Source organism: Halogeometricum sp. S3BR5-2, from assembly GCF_031624635.1.
In the GTDB taxonomy this organism is placed as follows: domain Archaea; phylum Halobacteriota; class Halobacteria; order Halobacteriales; family Haloferacaceae; genus Halogeometricum; species Halogeometricum luteum.
In genome coordinates this window covers 319,402-334,615 of sequence record NZ_JAMQOQ010000003.1, presented here as the reverse complement: position 1 = coordinate 334,615, position 15,214 = coordinate 319,402, and the positions used below count along the sequence as shown (strand labels likewise).

Sequence of the window (15,214 nt, the reverse complement as noted above, 5' to 3'; positions counted from 1 at the left end):
GGAGCGGGACGGACGCCGGCGGGACGGGCGTCGGGGGGCGCGGAACGTGAGCCGCGCGGGTCACGTGGGTCACGCGGACCGCACGGACCGAACGGGTGATGCGTCGCCGCGTGCGCGCGCGGCCGCCGACGGGGTCTGATGAAGCGCCGCACGCTTCTGGCGTCGGCCGCGTCGGCCGGTCTCCTGGGCCTCGCGGGCTGCTCGGCGTTCGACGACTCGAAGCCGTCGACGCCGACGGGGACGCTGCCGCGGGACGGAGTGGAGACGTCGCGAGGGACGCCGAAACAGTATCAGTCGTACGACCGCGTCGTGCGACTCGCCGACCGCGGCGTCGGAAACGCCAGCAAGGGGCGCGTCGGGTCGATAATCGCCTCGGAACTGGCCGACGACACCCTGTTCGTGGTCCCGGCGGGACGCCACTTCGTCGACCCGGTGCGGGTCAACGGCTACCGCAACGTCGGCGTCGTCGGCGCGCCGAACGCGCGGACGACGCTCGTCCCGACGAGCGCCGCCAGCGAGCGGGGGTGGCTGTTCACCTTCGAGAACGGGGGCGACTTCGAGTTCGGGCGCTTCGACTTCGACTTCCGCGGCGAGGACGTGGGCGCGAGCGTCACCCTCATCGCGACGGTGGGCAGCCTCTACCTGCACGACGTTCACGCGTTCGGCGTCTACCCGTACGACACGTACGGCGTCGGCGTGAGCGTGACCGACCCGGACGGCGAAGGCGTCGTCGAGCGGTTCGTCGCGCGCGACGGCAGCACGTACGACAGCCCCGGAGCGGGAATCTTCGTCGCGCAGGGTCACGCCGGACGGCTCGAAATACGGGACTGCGAGGTGTGGAACTGGGCCGACAACGGCGTCTACGCCTCCAGTCCCGGCTACGTCGGCGGGTTCAAGGGACAGACGACGGCCGACCGGGGCAACGGCGTCGTCCACGTCCGCGGCGGCGTCTACAAGAACAACAACATCGCCAACATCCGCATCGGGTCGACGTACAGTTCCGTGCGGGGGGCGCTCATCCGCAACGAGCGGAACCCCTCGGGCGACACGTGGGACTCGCGGCGGTACCCCATCATGCCGCGGTCGGGCACCGAACCCGAACCCGTCGTCAACTCCCGGGGCATCCGCCTGACGAACCGGCACCACCAACTCGTCGCCGACTGCGACATCGTGATGAACGCCGGCCGGTCGGACGGCGCCATCGTCGCCAACGGGGCGACGGGGACGAACAGGATTCGAAACACGCGGATACACGTCGATACCGACGAGGTGCTCTACCCCATCAACCTGAAGGGACCGTCCATCGACTGGCAGCGACACGGGTTCACGGTCGAAGGCGTCACGATAACGGGGACCGCGACCGCCCGAAACGCGGCGGTTCGCGTCCAGGGGAGAGACGACACCAGTTTCGAGAACTGCTGCATCTCGCTCGACGGAGGGAATCAGGACGGCATCGCCTTCGAGAACACTCGCAACGGCGCGGTGTCGAACAGCACCATCGCCGTGCCCGGACGGATGGTCACGACGACCAACGCGACGGTGAGGCGGACGAACCTTCGGTCGAACGGCACCTGCGGCGACGGTACCTGACGCTCGGGACGCGACCTGACAAAACGCTTAGAAGGACGTTAACGTGGTATTAAACGCCGCTAGTGGCCTTTTTCGACCGTTTGAAGCGCGAGTAGACCAAGGCCCGTTTAGTCCGTTTCTCATCTCCGCACACCTAGTAAATAGAATACAAAAATTGAAATTCATAATATTGTGACTATCATATTTCCGTGTTTCTTTCAAGACCAATAGATTTATGTTCTTAATTATCTCTTAATCAAGTGTCCATGGCAGAGAACCCCATCGAGCCTTCGACCGAATCACCCACTGAACCCGCCGGCGCGCACACCGGTTCGAAACTCCTCGGCCGGCGAGGCGTGCTCCGCCTCGGCGCCGCGACCGCCGCCGTCGCCGCCACGGGCGTTGGCTCCGCCGCCGCCGCGGGCGGGCACACCTACGAAGGAATCTCGTTCGACCGCAAGGTGAACGCGGTCGACGACCTCGGTCTCGACCCGAACGAGGGAGCGCTGGTCGACGATACGCTCGGAGCCGTTCCGAGCGGAACGCTCGTTGAGTTCCCCACGGGTCGGTACCGCATCGACTCCTGTTGGATTCGGTCCAGCAACGTCGGCCTCGTCGCGGCCGACGGCGCGAACCCGGTGTTCGTCCCGGCCAAGCCACAGAGCGAGAGCGAATCGTGGACCATCCTGATGAAGACCGGCGGTGACCACGTCTTCTCCGGGTTCGAGTTCGACTACACGCGCGAGGGCTACGGCGGGACGCTCATCGTCATCGCGGAGCGCGGCGACTACTACATCGGCGACGTTCACGTCAAGGGCGTCGTCGGTCACAGCTGTGAGGGCCTGTCTACCGCCGTCGAGGACCCGAACGGGACCGGCGTCATCGAGCGGTTCTACGCCCGCGACGGCAGCACGTACGACAGCGCCTCGCACGGGCTGTTCGTCGGTCTCAAGCACGCCGGAAAGCTCTACATCCGCGACTGCGAGGTGTGGAACTGGACGGACAACGGCGTCTACGCCTCCAGTCCCGGCTACATCGGAAGCTACCGCGGGACGACCGACTCCGACCGCGGCGACGGCGAGGTCCACATCGAGGGCGGGGTGTTCAAGAACAACAACATCTCGAACGTCCGCATCGGGTCGACGAACAGTTCGGTGAAGGGCGCCGTCATCCACAACGAGAAGAACATCTCCGCGGACTCGTGGGACTCCCGCGAGTACGACATCATGCCGCGGTCGGGCACCGAACCCGAACCCGTCGTCAACTCCCGGGGCATCTGGCTTGCCGGCCGGACGAACCTGCTCGTCGAGGACTGCGACATCCGGATGGATACCGGCATCTCCTCCGGAGCCATCATCGCCAAGGGGGCGACGGGTAACTGCACGATTCGGAACACGCGCGTCCAGGTGAACACGACCGACGTGCTCAACCCCATCGTCGTCGCCGAACCCTCCATCGACTGGCCGGACACGGCGTACACGTTCGAGAACGTCTCCGTCACGGGCGTCGGCGGCGGTCGGAAGATAGCCGTCGAGGTCACCGGCCGTCCGGGGACATCGATTCGCAACTGCTGCATCTCCGTCGACGGCGCCGACCAGAACGGCATCAAGTTCATCGACACGTCGAGCGGCGTCGTCGCCGACACGAACATCGGCGTCGACGGCCGGTCGACGCTGTTCCAGAACTCCACGATCAGCACCTCGAACGTCTCCACGGCGTACGCGTGCCCCATTCCGGATCTCTCGGGGTCGGGAGCGAACTACGGCGGGTCGAAGGAACTGCCCTACACGCTCACCGTTCGGGGCACCGGCGCCCCCCTCGACTACCGCGTCGTGACGACCGACGGCATCAATCAGGGCTCGCACATCGTCGACGAGGACGTGCCCACCGTCGTCGAGGGCTCTCTCGACGCGGACGACCAGGAGGACTGGTTCTGGTTCGCCGGCGAAGTCACCGAAGTGAGCCTCAGCGACGAGGCGAAACTGTTCGTCGAGGGCGAACCGGTCGACCCTGCCGACTACGCCCCCGCAGACGCCGGCGGCGACGGCGGCGACGGTTCGACCGACGGCGACGCGGGCGAGGGCTCCGATGCCGACGGCGGTGCCGTCGACGCCCCCGAAATCATCCGGTTCGACGGGACCCGAAAGCTCACGGATACGACGACGGTCCGGAGCACCGGCGCCCCCCTCGACTACCGCATCGTGACGACCAGCGGTATCAATCAGGGTTCGCACATCGTCGAGAACGAGGTCAGCACGGTCGTCGAGGGCTCTCTCGGCGAGAACGACGAGGACTGGTTCTGGTTCGCCGGGGAGATCGTCTCCGTCGAACTGAGCGACGACGCGAAGTTCTTCGTCAACGGCGAGGAACTCGACCCCGGGGAGTACGCCCCCGCGGACGGCGGCGACGGCTTCGGCGACGGTTCGACCGACGGCGGTTCGGAGGAGGGGTCGACGCTGGAACACGTCATCTACGTCGACGGCTCCGCCACTCGCAACACCAGCCACTACTCGTTCACCGTCACGGGCGACGTCGAACGCAGCGCGGAACTGAGCGTCGTCCCCGCGGACGCGCCGGCGGGCGACCTGAAGACGGACGAGGTGCTCGACGGGCGCGTCGAAGGCACCGTCACGGAGGGCGTCGACGCCTACCGCTTCTCCGGTTCTATCACGCAGTTCGACATTACCGGTTTCGCGGTCGTCGACTTCGAGAACCGATAGAACAGACGACACGTTACCGAGCCTGTCGCTCGCTAACACACCGCGTCAAGGCCCGAGTAAGCGGTTTTTAGGTGTCACGGGATTGGCTTTGACGCTTACTAACTAAGTGGATAAGACGAGTGTACTCGTCAAATGACGGCCCCGTTGTTGACAATCCGACAAGAGTGTTCGTCGACAGGTGCGTCTGTTTCGAACGAGCGCCGTCTCCCCCCGTTCCACAAGCGATGAAGGTACTCGTCACGATACAACATCCCGCACACGTTCACTTCTTCAAGCATTCTATCCGGGAACTCGAAGCCCGCGGCCACGAGGTCCGCGTCGTCGCGCGCGAGTACGACGTGGCCATCGAACTCCTCGAGGAGTACGGCATCGACCATCAAGTGCTCGCCGGGCACGTCGACACCACGTTCGACATGGTCAAAGTCCAACTCCAGTACGAGGCGCGCATCCTCGACATCGCCCGGAAGTGGAAACCGGACGTGATAACGGCCATCGGCGGTATCGCCGCGGCGCACGTCTCCGCGGTCGTCGGCGCTCGCAGCGTCGTCTGGACCGACAGCCCCGTCGGGTCGAACCGCATCACCGTGCCGTTCGCCGACTTCGTCTGCACCCCGCGGAAATTCCGCGACGACTTCGGCGAGAAGCACGTCCGCTACGACGGCTTCCACGAACTCGCCTACCTCCGCCCGGAGTACTTCGAACCGGACCACGACGCCCTGCGCGAACACGGGGTCGAACCCGACGAACCGTACTTCCTGCTCCGGTTCGGGACGATGAAGGCCCACCACGACATCGGTCAGAAGGGGATGTCGCTCGCCGTCAAGGAACGCCTCGTCGATCTGCTGTCCGAGCACGGGGAGGTGTACATCATGAGCGTCGCAAAGAAGCTCCCCGACTCGCTGTCGCAGTACGCCTTGCAGACGCCCGTCCACCTCTCGCACTCGCTGCTCGACGCCGCGGACATGTTCGTCACCGACACCCACACGATGGCCACCGAATCCGCCATCCTCGGGACGCCCGTCATCCGGACGAACTCGTTCGCCGGCGAGGGCGACATGAGCAACTTCGTCGAGTTCCAGGAGCGATACGGGTTGATGTACTCCACGCCCGACGGCGAGGAGGCGGTCGAGAAGGCCCGGTCGTGGCTCGAACGGCCGGAGAGCGAGCGCGAAATCGGAAAGCGGCGGCGACGGCTGCTGGACGACACCATAGACGTCGCGCGGTTCGTCACGGACGCCGTCGAGGCGGCCGGGCGGCCGGACGCGACGCCCGCCGACATCCGCGGCGTCCGAGACTCCGACCCCGTCCGCCGACCGACCGAACGGAACCCGGCGTGAGACCATGAGAGCTGTGAACCACACCGCGGCTCCGGCGAGGGTGACGTAGCGTGCAGCGAACGACCGCGCGGCGCGGACGGCGGAACGCGCGCGGGAGCGGAACCGAGACGGAGAGCGGGACGTCCGCGCGACTCTCGAAGGCTCTGCTCGTCGTGGGCGGACTCGCCTTCTTCGCGGGACTGGTGCGGGCGTACTTCGCCCCGGCGACGGGGTACGAGCTCTCCATCTACGGGTCGACGCCGGCGCTCTACTGGGTCGGTATCGGCGTCGCGGTGGCCTGCGCGCTCCTCGTGGGCCTCGTCCTCCGCCCCGGCGGTCCGCTCCGCTGGGCGACGATGGTCGTCGGCGGGCTCCCGATACTCTCGGTGGCCGGCCTGCCGCTCATCCGCGGCTACTTCTTCTACGGGATGGGCGACTCGCTCACCCACCTCGGCTGGGCGAAGGACCTCGCGTCGGGCGTGATGCAGCCGACGCAGTTCCTCTACCCCGGGGTCCACACGACGACGCTCCTGATTCAGGAGCTGACCGGCATGACGCTGAACCGGGCGATGCTGCTCGTCGTCCTGCTGTTCGTCCTCGTCTACTTCGTCACGGTTCCCCTCTGCGTCGGGGTGTTGGTCGACGGGCGCGGCGTCTCGGTCATCGCCGCCTTCTCGGCGCTGTTGCTCCTGCCGAGCAACGACCTCGGCGTGTTCATGATGGCGCATCCGTTCACGCAGGCGCTGTACTTCACCCCGGTCCTGCTCTATCTCGCGCTCCGCCACATTCTCGACGCGCCCGGCGAGGAGGGGTTGCTTCCCGTCACCGCGACGGACGGCGCCCTCGCGTTCGCGTCGGTGGCGCTCGTGCTCCTGCACCCCCAGCAGGCGCTGAACGTCGCGATGGTCTTCCTCCTCATCGGCGCGACCAGGGCGCTCATCGTGCGTCGGTGGAACGACCACCCGATAGCGGCCCAGCGGTCGGTGCTCGGACACGGCGCCTTCCTCATGGCCGTGTTCCTCCTGTGGACGAGTCGGCTCGAACGCGCCCAGCAGTCCTCCATCGGCGTCGTGCAGAGCTTCTTCGAGAGCATCTTCCAGACGGGGACCGGCGCGAACGACGTGGCGACGCAGGCGACGTCGCTGAGCGCGCTGGGCGGAAGCACCGTCGAAGTCGCGACGAAACTGTTCCTCCCGACGGTGGTGTTCGGACTCCTCGCGGCCGGGTTGGTGCTCCGAGCGCTCATCGCGGAGGCGCGCGGCGACGCCTCCCGCCGGTCCGCCATCGTCGTCGCCCTCGGCGTGGCCACCACCGCGCTCACGGCGATGTTCGGGGTGTTCTACCTCGCGTCGTCGACGGCGGTGTGGGGCCGGTACGTCGGCGCCGTCGTCCTCCTGTTGAACGTCCTCGGCTGCGTGGCGCTCGTCCGCGGGCGCGAGTTGGCGACCGGACGGCTCAGGAACGTCAGCGCCGACAGCGTGCTGGCGGTGGCGTTCGCGGCGCTCATCGTCCTCAGCACGATGACGTTCTTCATGTCGCCGCTCATCTACCTCCCCTCCTCGCAGGTGCCCGAGACGGAGATGGCCGGCTACCAGGCGAGTTTCGAGGACGTCGGGGGGGACGCGAGACTCCTCGGCGTCCGCCTCGGCCCGGGGCGATACTCCGACGCCGTCTACGGCCGCGAGGCGAAGCGGACGATGTCGTCGCTTCCGACCGGCGGGAGCGTGCCGCCGGAGGTGTTCAACAGCAACCTGACGACGCACTACAACGGCGAGGGCGACGTCTACGTCGTGGTGAAACGCTCCGACGAACGCCGCGAACTCGAACTGTACCGCGGACTCATGTACAACGAGTCCGGGTTCCGGAGTCTGAACTCGACGGCCGAGGTGAGCCTCGTGCAGACGTCGGGCGACTACAAGATGTACAAAGTGAGCGACTGAGCGACGAAGTCGTTTCCCCGTTTCTCGTTTCTCTCGTTCCTCGCGGTCCGCTCGACTCCTCGACTCTCGGCGCCGCGCCGCGCGCTATCTTGACTCCAGCGCGCGCCGGTAGACGTTTTCGATGCGCTCGCCCATCGTCTCCAGGCGCAGGTGCTCGACCGTCTCGCGCCCGTTGGAGCGCTCGCCGCGTCGGAGCGTCTCGACGAGGGCGTCGACGAGTTCCGCGTCCGTCTCGCATGCGAACGACGGGTCGACGCCGGAGAGGAGGTTACGCACGTCGCCGACGTCGGTGGAGACGACGGGGAGGTTGCACGCGAGCGCCTCTTTGACCGTGTTCGGCGACCCCTCGCGCTTCGAGGTCATCAAGAGCGCGTCGGCGGCGTTCATGTACGTCGGTATCGTATCGTGCGGGACGCCGTGGACCGCGTGGAGTTCGACCGCCTCGTCGAACTCCTCGTCGACGCGTTCGACCACTCGCTCCGCTCGGGGGTGGTCTTTCAGTTCCCGGCCGGGCGAGTACGGGAACAGCACGTGTCGGGCGTCGTGGCTCCAGCCCACCTCCTCCCGCGCCTCGCGCGTCGACCGGGGCTCGAACAGTCGCATGTCGATACCGTGGGGGATGACCTCGCAGTCGCCGCCGTACGCCTCGGCCATCTCGTCGCTCATCACGATGACGGCGTCCGAGAGACGGGCGCAGGCTTTGCTCACCGGACCCGTCCAGCCCAAGAGGTCGCTCCCCCACAGCGACAGCACGACGGGCCGCGTGGGCTGTAACAGCGCCGCGGGGGCGGTGAGTCCGTAGTTCGCGTGGACGATGTCGAACTGCCGGGACTTCTTCAGCACCGGAGCGTGAAATCGGAGGTAGTCGGCGGCGGTGCGGGTGTGCTCGGTGTCGTGACTCCCCGGCACCTCTATCGTCTCGCACTCGATACCTCGCCGTTCGAGGATTTTCTCCTGCTGTTGAAAGAAGGGCGCCGACTCTTCGACTACGAGATTGAGAACCCGCATGTGTGCACGCGTTCGGACAAGCGCGGTATTGTTATAGCCCTCGTATACCCGCGAGCGACCCGCGAACCGGCGAGCACCTGACAACGCGGAGACGAGAGGCTCTGCGGCGCGACGGCGGGTACGCGACACGATACCGAGTAGCGACCCGAGTACGAGAGCCGGTCCACCGAGGCGAACGGACCTACTCGTCGTCGACGAGCGTCCGGAGTCCCTCTTCGAGCGAGACGGTGGGTTCGTACCCCAGCGACTCGCGGGACTTCGAGAGGTCGGCGACGCTCCGCGGGATGTCGCCCTCGCGGCCCTCGACGTGGACGATGTCGCTGTCGCTGCCGGCCGCGCGCTTGACCGTCTCCGCGAGCGTCTCGATGCTCGTCTCCTCGCCGGTACCGACGTTGTACGCCTCGCCGACGGCGTCGGTGGTGGCCGCCGCGAGGTTCGCGCGCACCACGTCGCTGACGTGGACGAAATCGCGCGTCTGGTCGCCCTCGCCCTCGACGGTGATGGGTTCGCCGCGGCGCGCCTGGTCGAGGAAGATGCTGATGACGCCGCTGTACTCGCCGGCCGTCTGCCGCGGCCCGTAGGCGTTGAAGTAGCGGAGCGCGACCGTCTCGAGTCCGTACTGTTCGTGGTAGACCTCGGCGTAGGAGTCGATAGCGGCTTTGTCGACGCCGTACGGCGACCGCGGACCGAGTCGGTCGGTCTCCGAGAGCGGCACCGAGTCCGGGACGCCGTAGATGGCGCAACTCGAGGCCATGACGACCCGCGCGTCGGCGTCTCTGGCGGCTTCGAGGACGTTCAGCGTTCCGCCGACGTTGACCTCGTTGCTCCGTTTGGGCTGTTCGACGCTCCGTTGGACGCTGACCTCCGCGGCCTCGTGGAACACCAGGTCTGCGCCCTCGACGGCGGCCGAGACGACGTCTTCGTCGCGGACGTCCCCGGAGACGAGTTCCGCGCCCTCGGGGACGTTTTCTCGGTACCCGGTCGAACAGTCGTCCAACACGCGGACGTCGTTCTCCGGGACGAGGGCGTCGGCGATGTGACTGCCGATGAATCCCGCGCCGCCGGTGATGACGACCGTCTGATCTTCGATATCTACTGTGTTCATCGTCTGATGATAGAGTCTCTGTCGAGTCGTGCGACGCGGCGTCGAGCCGCGGGAACGCACTACTCGCCGAGTAAGTACCAATCCGACCCGGACGCAAAAACGTATCCCCCGGTCGGCCGAGATAGGTACAACTTACTAATGAGGGAAGAGTCGGTACGTACACGATAGCATGCCTGCGACACATCGGATCGGGCCGAGGCGACCGACCGCCGAGGGCCGACCTGCGAGCGACGAAGGCAGTGCGACATCCGTCTCAGGCGCGTCTGCGCCGTCTCCCTCCCATCTCGGCGACGACCCGCTCCCGACGAGACCGCAGCACAGAACGGTCGAACGCACCGACGAATAGCCCGGTGAAGCAGATGTTCTCCCTCCCGAACGCCGCCGTGAGAGACGGCGCAGAGTACTTCCTTCGCGCGCACGCGCGACACCGAGAGGCCCGCACGAACTCCGGGCGTGCGCCCCCCGACCGGCGCGCCCCCTCCGAGGCGGGTGACGCGTAGTACGATGGACGTGCCAGCGCGGCTCGGACCCGAGATGCGCGAGTGCGTCTCCCGATGCGTGGTCGTCAACGAGGACGTCGCCGCCGACGCCTCCGTCGTCGTCGTCACCTATCGGACGCCCGCCGAGGTGTTCGAGCCGGTGTTGGAGGCGCTCGACGACCAGACGGCCTCGAACTACGAGATAGTCGTCGTCGCCAACGGCACCGACGCGGACGTCGAATCGACCGTCGCGGAGTCCGAACACGTCCGCCTGTTCGTCGAACTCGACCGCAACTACGGCGTGACGGTCGGTCGAAACCTCGGCGCGAAACTCGCTCGCGGGGAACTCCTCCTGTTCCTCGACGACGACGGCGTCCCGGAACGGGACTTCGTGGCGGCCCACCGGCGCGCGCACGCGGAACACGATATCGTCGCGGCGCGCGGCCGCGTCCTCCCGAAGCACGACACCGTGTATACGCGGATTCAGAGCCACTACGACCTCGGAGACGAGCCGTTTCCCTACTTCATCAACGTCGAGGGAAACACCTCGTTCGACCGGAAGACGTACCTCGACGCCGGCGGTTACGACGAGAACCTCGCCGACCGGGCGGGGCACGAGGGTATCGAACTGACCCACCGGCTGATGCAGGACGGGATTCGACGCGACCAGATCATCTACTATCCGGACGCCGTCATCTACCACGACTACGCGAACTCGTTCGTCGAGTACATCCGCAAGCGGACGGGCCGAAACCCGAACTTGGAGTACCTCTTCGAGCACCGCCCGGAGATATTCGAGTTCGCCGCCTCCTACGACCCGCCGGTCACCTCCCCCGAACTCCGCACGCGCGACAAGGTGAAGTTCCTCGCGCTGAGCGGCGTCCGCCGCGTCGTCGACTTCGTGATGTGACCCCTCGACCCGCGACGTGACCGCGAACCGACGGTTTGGCGGCGGCTACCGGCGCGTAGCGGTTCGGTAACAAAGAGAGTGGGACGCGTTCACCGCGACGATGAGTCAGACGACGGCAGACGGAGCGACGCGTCGACGTCCGCACGAGACGGTGGGCGACGCCGACGGCTCCGCGGCGGTGTGTCACCGATGAGAGAGGACCTCGATTCCGACACCGGGTCCGACCCGGCTTCCGCCCCCCTCGTCAGCGTCGTGATTCCGGCGTACGGCCGCCCGGAGTACCTCCCCGAGGCCGTCCGGAGCGTCGTCGAACAGACGTACGACGCCGTCGAGATTCTGGTCGTCGACGACTGCTCGCCCGACCCCGTCGAACCGGCGCTGACGGCGTTCGTCGAGGACCCCGCGGTGGACCTCACCGTCGTCCGCCACCCCGTGAACCGGGGGGCTAACGCCGCGCGCAACACGGGCATCGAGGAGTCGAGCGGCGAGTTCGTCGCCTTCCTCGACGACGACGACTACTGGCGTCCCGAGAAACTCGAGCGGTTCGTCGACGCCTTCGAACGCGCCGGGCCGGGCGTGGGCGTCGTCTACGGCGGCGTCGACGTGGTGGACGGCGACGGCGAGACGGTCCGGTCGGTCCGCTCCTCGCGCCGAGACGACGTAACGAAGGCGTTACTTCGCGGGGAGAACGTCGTCGGCGGGTTCTCGAACCCCGTCGTCCGCCGGTCGGTCGTCGAGGCGGCGGGCCCCACGGACACCCGTTTTCCGAGTTGGCAGGACCGCGAGTGGTACCTCCGCCTGTCGACGCACTGCGAGTTCGAGTACGTCGACGAACAGTTGACGGTCCGACGGATGGCCTCTCACGGGCAGATAAGCGACGATTTCGAACGCAAGCGCGACGTGTCGTTCCCGCTGTTCGTCCACAAGCATCGCTCGACGGCCGCGGAGTACGGGATGGAACGCCGCTTCGTGGCCGAGCGGTCGCGCGCGGTGGCCGCGGCGGCGATTCGAACGGGTAACTTTCGGTCGGCGCTCCCGTTCCTCCTGCGGTCGCTGTTCTACTACCCGCTGGACTGGAAGACGTACGCGTTTCTCGCGCTGGCGCTGGCCGGTCCGTCGACGCTCGAACGCGTCAGGCGCGTCCGGCGGCGAGTCGGGGTCTGAATTCGAGTTCGAGTTCGAGTTCGAATCGGAACCGGAGACCCGAGAGAAAAGCCGTTCGTACCGTCGCTCGCCCGCGAGGTCAGTTCATCCCGTGCGGCAGCGGTCGGTCGCCGACGTCGACGCCGTGTTCGGGGTCGCCGGCGCACTCTCTGATTTGGTCGGCGAGTTCGACCGCTCGGAGGCCGTCCTCGGCCGTGACGCGCGGCGTCTCGTCCTCGATGATGCTGTCGACGAACGACTCCAGTTCGAGTCGCAGCGGTTCGCCCGTGTTGACGAACGGTTTCTCGATGATGCCTTCGTGGCGGTAGCGGAGGTTCCCGTCGTCGTTCATGTACTCCGGGCGGGACTGCCGGTGAATCTCGACCGACTGGTCGATGTAGTCCAGCGTGATGTAGCAGTCCTCGGCCGTGATGGTCAGGTCGCGCGTCTTCTGCTGGGTGACGCGACTGGCGGTGAGGTTCACGATGGTGCCGTTGTCGAAGGACATCTGGGCGTTGGTGTACTGGCGGTCGGGGGTGCCCATCGCGTTGACGCGCACCGCCCGCCCGGGGACGAGCGACCGGACCACGTCGATGTCGTGTATCATCAGGTCGTGGACCACGCCGTCCAGCGAGCGGTCGTCGTCGCTCGGCGGGCCGAGGCGGCGCGCGTGGATGGCGATGGGGTCGAAGTCCTCCGTGATGCGGGCCAACTCGGTCACGGCGGGGTTGAACTGCTCGACGTGTCCGACCTGCACCTTCACGCCGGCCTCGTTCGCCCGTTCGATGATCGAACGTCCCTCCTCGCGGGTGGTGACGAACGGTTTCTCGACGAGGACGCTGACGCCGGCGTCGATGCACTGCTCGGCGACGGATGCGTGGAACTGCGTGGGGACGACGATGGAGACGGCGTCGACGCGCGCGAGCAGTTCCTCGGTCGTGAACGCCTCCGTCCCGAGGTCGTTCGCTATCTCGCCGGCGCGTTCGACGTCCGCGTCGGCGACGCCGACGAGGTTCGCCTCCCACATCTGCGAGTAGATGCGCGCGTGGTTCTGCCCCATCGATCCGACGCCGATGACGCCGACGTCGATGCCGGTCATGGGACCACCGACCTCGTCATCGCCGCGACGATGTCGTCGATGTCGTCATCCTCCAGGGCGGGATGCACCGGCAGCGACAGCACCTCCTCGGCGGCCGCTTCGGCCTCGGGGTAGGAGCCCCCGACGTCGTCGTACGCCGGTTGCCGGTGGATGGGAACGGGGTAGTAGACGCCCGTTCCGACGCCGGCGTCGGAGAGGTGTTCCTGCAGGCCGTCGCGGTCGTCGACGCGGACCGTGTACTGGTGGTAGACGTGCTCGTACCCCTCGGGTTCGGCCGGCGGGGTCACGCCGGGGACGTCCGTGAGTTCCTCGGTCAACCGCGCGGCGTTCCGCCGGCGGGCCTCGGTGAACCCGGGGAGACGCTCCATCTGCGCGAGGCCGATGGCCGCCGCGATGTTCGTCATCCGGAAGTTGTGGCCGACCGAGGCGTGTTCGTAGCCCTCGGTACGCCCGTGGTCGACGAACCGCCGGGTGCGTTCGGCCACCTCCTCGTCGTCGGTGAGGACCATGCCGCCCTCGCCCGTCGTCATGTTCTTCGTCGGGTAGAACGAGAAGCACGCCGCGTCGCCGAACGTGCCGACGCGCGTCCCCTCGTATTTCGCGCCGTGCGCCTGCGCGGCGTCCTCGAGGAGTTTGAAGTCGTATTCGTCCGCGAGTTCGCGGAGACGACCGACGTCCGCCGGAAGACCGTACAGGTGGACGGCGATGACAGCGTCGACGTCCTCTCCCGCGCGGAGGCGGGATTCGAGGGCCTCGGGGTCGATGTTGTACGTCTCGGGGTCGATGTCGACGAAGTCGACGTCCGCGCCCGCGAGTCGAGGGGTGTTCGCCGTCGCGATGAACGAGAACGGCGTCGTGAGCACCCTGTCGCCGTCGCCGATTCCGAGGCCGACGAGCGCCGCGTGTAGTGCCGTCGTTCCGTTCGTCGTCGCGAGGCCGGTGTCGGCGCCGCAGTACGACGCGAAATCGGACTCGAACTCGTGAACGACGTCGCCTTCCGCGACCATGCCCGAGTCGATGACTTCCGTTACGCGATCTTTCTCTTCCCTTCCGAGCGTCGGATTTGCGATGTGTATCATAGCGTTACCGGATCTTGTTCTCGCCGCGCAGTTTCTCCGGGAGTTCCTCGTGCCTCGCCGGACACCCCACGGCTAAGGTCTCGGGCGGCACGTCCTTGGTAACGACGGCTCCGGCGGCGACGAACGCCCCTCGACCGACGGTGACGCCGGGGAGGACGGTCGCGTTCGCGCCGATGGAGGCGTGGTCTTCGATGGTCGGCCCGACCAACTCGTCGTCGCGCCGTATCGGGTGCGGGTCGTTCGTCAACACCGCGCCCGGACCGACGAACACGTCGTCGCCGATGGTCGTGTTGGAGGGGACGTAGACACGCGTCTGGAGGCTGACGCCGGACCCGATGGTCGAGCGGCCGTCGATGACGGTGTGCGTCCCGACGAGGACGTCGTCGCCGATCTCGGTCTCCTCGCGGACGAGCGCGTCGTGGCCCGTCTGGAACCGGTCGCCGACGACGACGTCGTGGTAGATGACCGTCCCCGCGCGGACGACGGCTTCGTCTCCCAACACGGGGTCGGCTCCCTCTCCGTGACCGACGTCGGCGTCCGGAGAGATCGAACCTGTATCGTCGTTCGTATCGCTCATCTGTACGCACCAACCGAGACCGAGTCGAATCTCCGGCGTGCGCACGACGGACGATACGAATTCGAGCACCACATCTCAGTAGGGACCAATGCGCCCGTCGGCATTGTTTTTAACGGAATATCGAATTATAACCGTGTCTTAACCGGAGATGTTATTCAAACGTACACTACTCTCAGATAAAATATGATAAGAGATGCCGTGAATCCCCATCAGGCGGAGATAACGGTCGCATCGTGGCGTCTATCTACCGGTTCTCGATTCCGGACTCG

At 66.7% G+C, this 15,214-nt stretch carries 11 protein-coding genes; 6 read left to right on the top strand and 5 right to left on the bottom strand.

Annotated features, from left to right (window positions below):
- Positions 1-138 precede the first annotated feature (138 nt).
- The 4 genes from NDI79_RS13450 (at position 139) to NDI79_RS13435 (ending at position 7,545) form a co-directional block, all read left to right on the top strand.
- A complete protein-coding gene (locus NDI79_RS13450; protein ID WP_310929029.1) occupies positions 139-1,590 on the top strand; it encodes a hypothetical protein in 1,452 nt (483 codons plus the stop codon).
- A 245-nt stretch (positions 1,591-1,835) separates the two neighbouring features.
- Complete coding sequence (locus NDI79_RS13445; RefSeq protein WP_310929028.1) at positions 1,836-4,289, top strand: hypothetical protein; 2,454 nt, start codon at positions 1,836-1,838, stop codon at positions 4,287-4,289.
- Between the two features lie 224 nt (positions 4,290-4,513).
- Entirely contained in the window at positions 4,514-5,626 is a 1,113-nt protein-coding gene (locus tag NDI79_RS13440) for a DUF354 domain-containing protein (protein ID WP_310929027.1), read from the top strand.
- A 50-nt stretch (positions 5,627-5,676) separates the two neighbouring features.
- Positions 5,677-7,545, top strand: coding sequence for a hypothetical protein (locus NDI79_RS13435; RefSeq protein WP_310929026.1), 1,869 nt, complete (start codon positions 5,677-5,679; stop codon positions 7,543-7,545).
- An 84-nt stretch (positions 7,546-7,629) separates the two neighbouring features.
- Here NDI79_RS13435 and NDI79_RS13430 read toward each other — a convergent pair whose 3' ends face one another.
- Positions 7,630-8,553: a glycosyltransferase gene (locus NDI79_RS13430; RefSeq protein WP_310929025.1), complete on the bottom strand. Its 924-nt coding sequence runs from the start codon at positions 8,551-8,553 to the stop codon at positions 7,630-7,632.
- 181 nt (positions 8,554-8,734) lie between these two features.
- Positions 8,735-9,658, bottom strand: coding sequence for an NAD-dependent epimerase/dehydratase family protein (locus tag NDI79_RS13425; RefSeq protein WP_310929024.1), 924 nt, complete (start codon positions 9,656-9,658; stop codon positions 8,735-8,737).
- A 504-nt stretch (positions 9,659-10,162) separates the two neighbouring features.
- Between NDI79_RS13425 and NDI79_RS13420 the strand changes: the two genes are divergently transcribed.
- Entirely contained in the window at positions 10,163-11,047 is an 885-nt protein-coding gene (locus NDI79_RS13420) for a glycosyltransferase family 2 protein (protein WP_310929023.1), read from the top strand.
- A 189-nt stretch (positions 11,048-11,236) separates the two neighbouring features.
- Positions 11,237-12,211, top strand: a complete 975-nt coding sequence (locus NDI79_RS13415) for a glycosyltransferase family 2 protein (RefSeq protein ID WP_310929022.1) — start codon at positions 11,237-11,239, stop codon at positions 12,209-12,211.
- A gap of 79 nt (positions 12,212-12,290) precedes the next feature.
- Here the strand turns inward: NDI79_RS13415 and NDI79_RS13410 are convergent, their stop codons facing one another.
- Genes NDI79_RS13410 through NDI79_RS13400 form a run of 3 tightly spaced genes read right to left on the bottom strand, consistent with a single transcriptional unit; the run spans position 12,291 to position 14,945 of the window.
- Complete coding sequence (locus NDI79_RS13410; RefSeq protein WP_310929021.1) at positions 12,291-13,289, bottom strand: Gfo/Idh/MocA family oxidoreductase; 999 nt, start codon at positions 13,287-13,289, stop codon at positions 12,291-12,293.
- Positions 13,286-14,368, bottom strand: a complete 1,083-nt coding sequence (locus NDI79_RS13405; RefSeq protein WP_310929020.1) for a DegT/DnrJ/EryC1/StrS family aminotransferase — start codon at positions 14,366-14,368, stop codon at positions 13,286-13,288. The genes NDI79_RS13410 and NDI79_RS13405 overlap by 4 nt, the downstream gene beginning before the upstream one ends.
- 4 nt (positions 14,369-14,372) lie before the next feature.
- Positions 14,373-14,945 carry an acyltransferase gene (locus NDI79_RS13400; RefSeq protein WP_310929019.1) on the bottom strand — a complete coding sequence of 191 codons (573 nt, stop codon included), beginning with the start codon at positions 14,943-14,945 and terminating at the stop codon, positions 14,373-14,375.
- Positions 14,946-15,214: the final 269 nt, after the last annotated feature.

What these genes read in the sequence shown, in the direction of transcription:
- NDI79_RS13450 (WP_310929029.1), top strand. Translation starts at nt 139, where the DNA reads ATGAAGCGCCGCACGCTTCTGGCGTCGGCCGCGTCGGCCGGTCTCCTG.
- NDI79_RS13420 (WP_310929023.1), top strand. Translation starts at nt 10,163, where the DNA reads ATGGACGTGCCAGCGCGGCTCGGACCCGAGATGCGCGAGTGCGTCTCC.
- NDI79_RS13410 (WP_310929021.1), bottom strand. Translation starts at nt 13,289, where the DNA reads ATGACCGGCATCGACGTCGGCGTCATCGGCGTCGGATCGATGGGGCAG.
- NDI79_RS13400 (WP_310929019.1), bottom strand. Translation starts at nt 14,945, where the DNA reads ATGAGCGATACGAACGACGATACAGGTTCGATCTCTCCGGACGCCGAC.
- NDI79_RS13445 (WP_310929028.1), top strand. Translation starts at nt 1,836, where the DNA reads ATGGCAGAGAACCCCATCGAGCCTTCGACCGAATCACCCACTGAACCC.
- NDI79_RS13430 (WP_310929025.1), bottom strand. Translation starts at nt 8,553, where the DNA reads ATGCGGGTTCTCAATCTCGTAGTCGAAGAGTCGGCGCCCTTCTTTCAA.
- NDI79_RS13425 (WP_310929024.1), bottom strand. Translation starts at nt 9,658, where the DNA reads ATGAACACAGTAGATATCGAAGATCAGACGGTCGTCATCACCGGCGGC.
- NDI79_RS13405 (WP_310929020.1), bottom strand. Translation starts at nt 14,368, where the DNA reads ATGATACACATCGCAAATCCGACGCTCGGAAGGGAAGAGAAAGATCGC.
- NDI79_RS13440 (WP_310929027.1), top strand. Translation starts at nt 4,514, where the DNA reads ATGAAGGTACTCGTCACGATACAACATCCCGCACACGTTCACTTCTTC.
- NDI79_RS13415 (WP_310929022.1), top strand. Translation starts at nt 11,237, where the DNA reads ATGAGAGAGGACCTCGATTCCGACACCGGGTCCGACCCGGCTTCCGCC.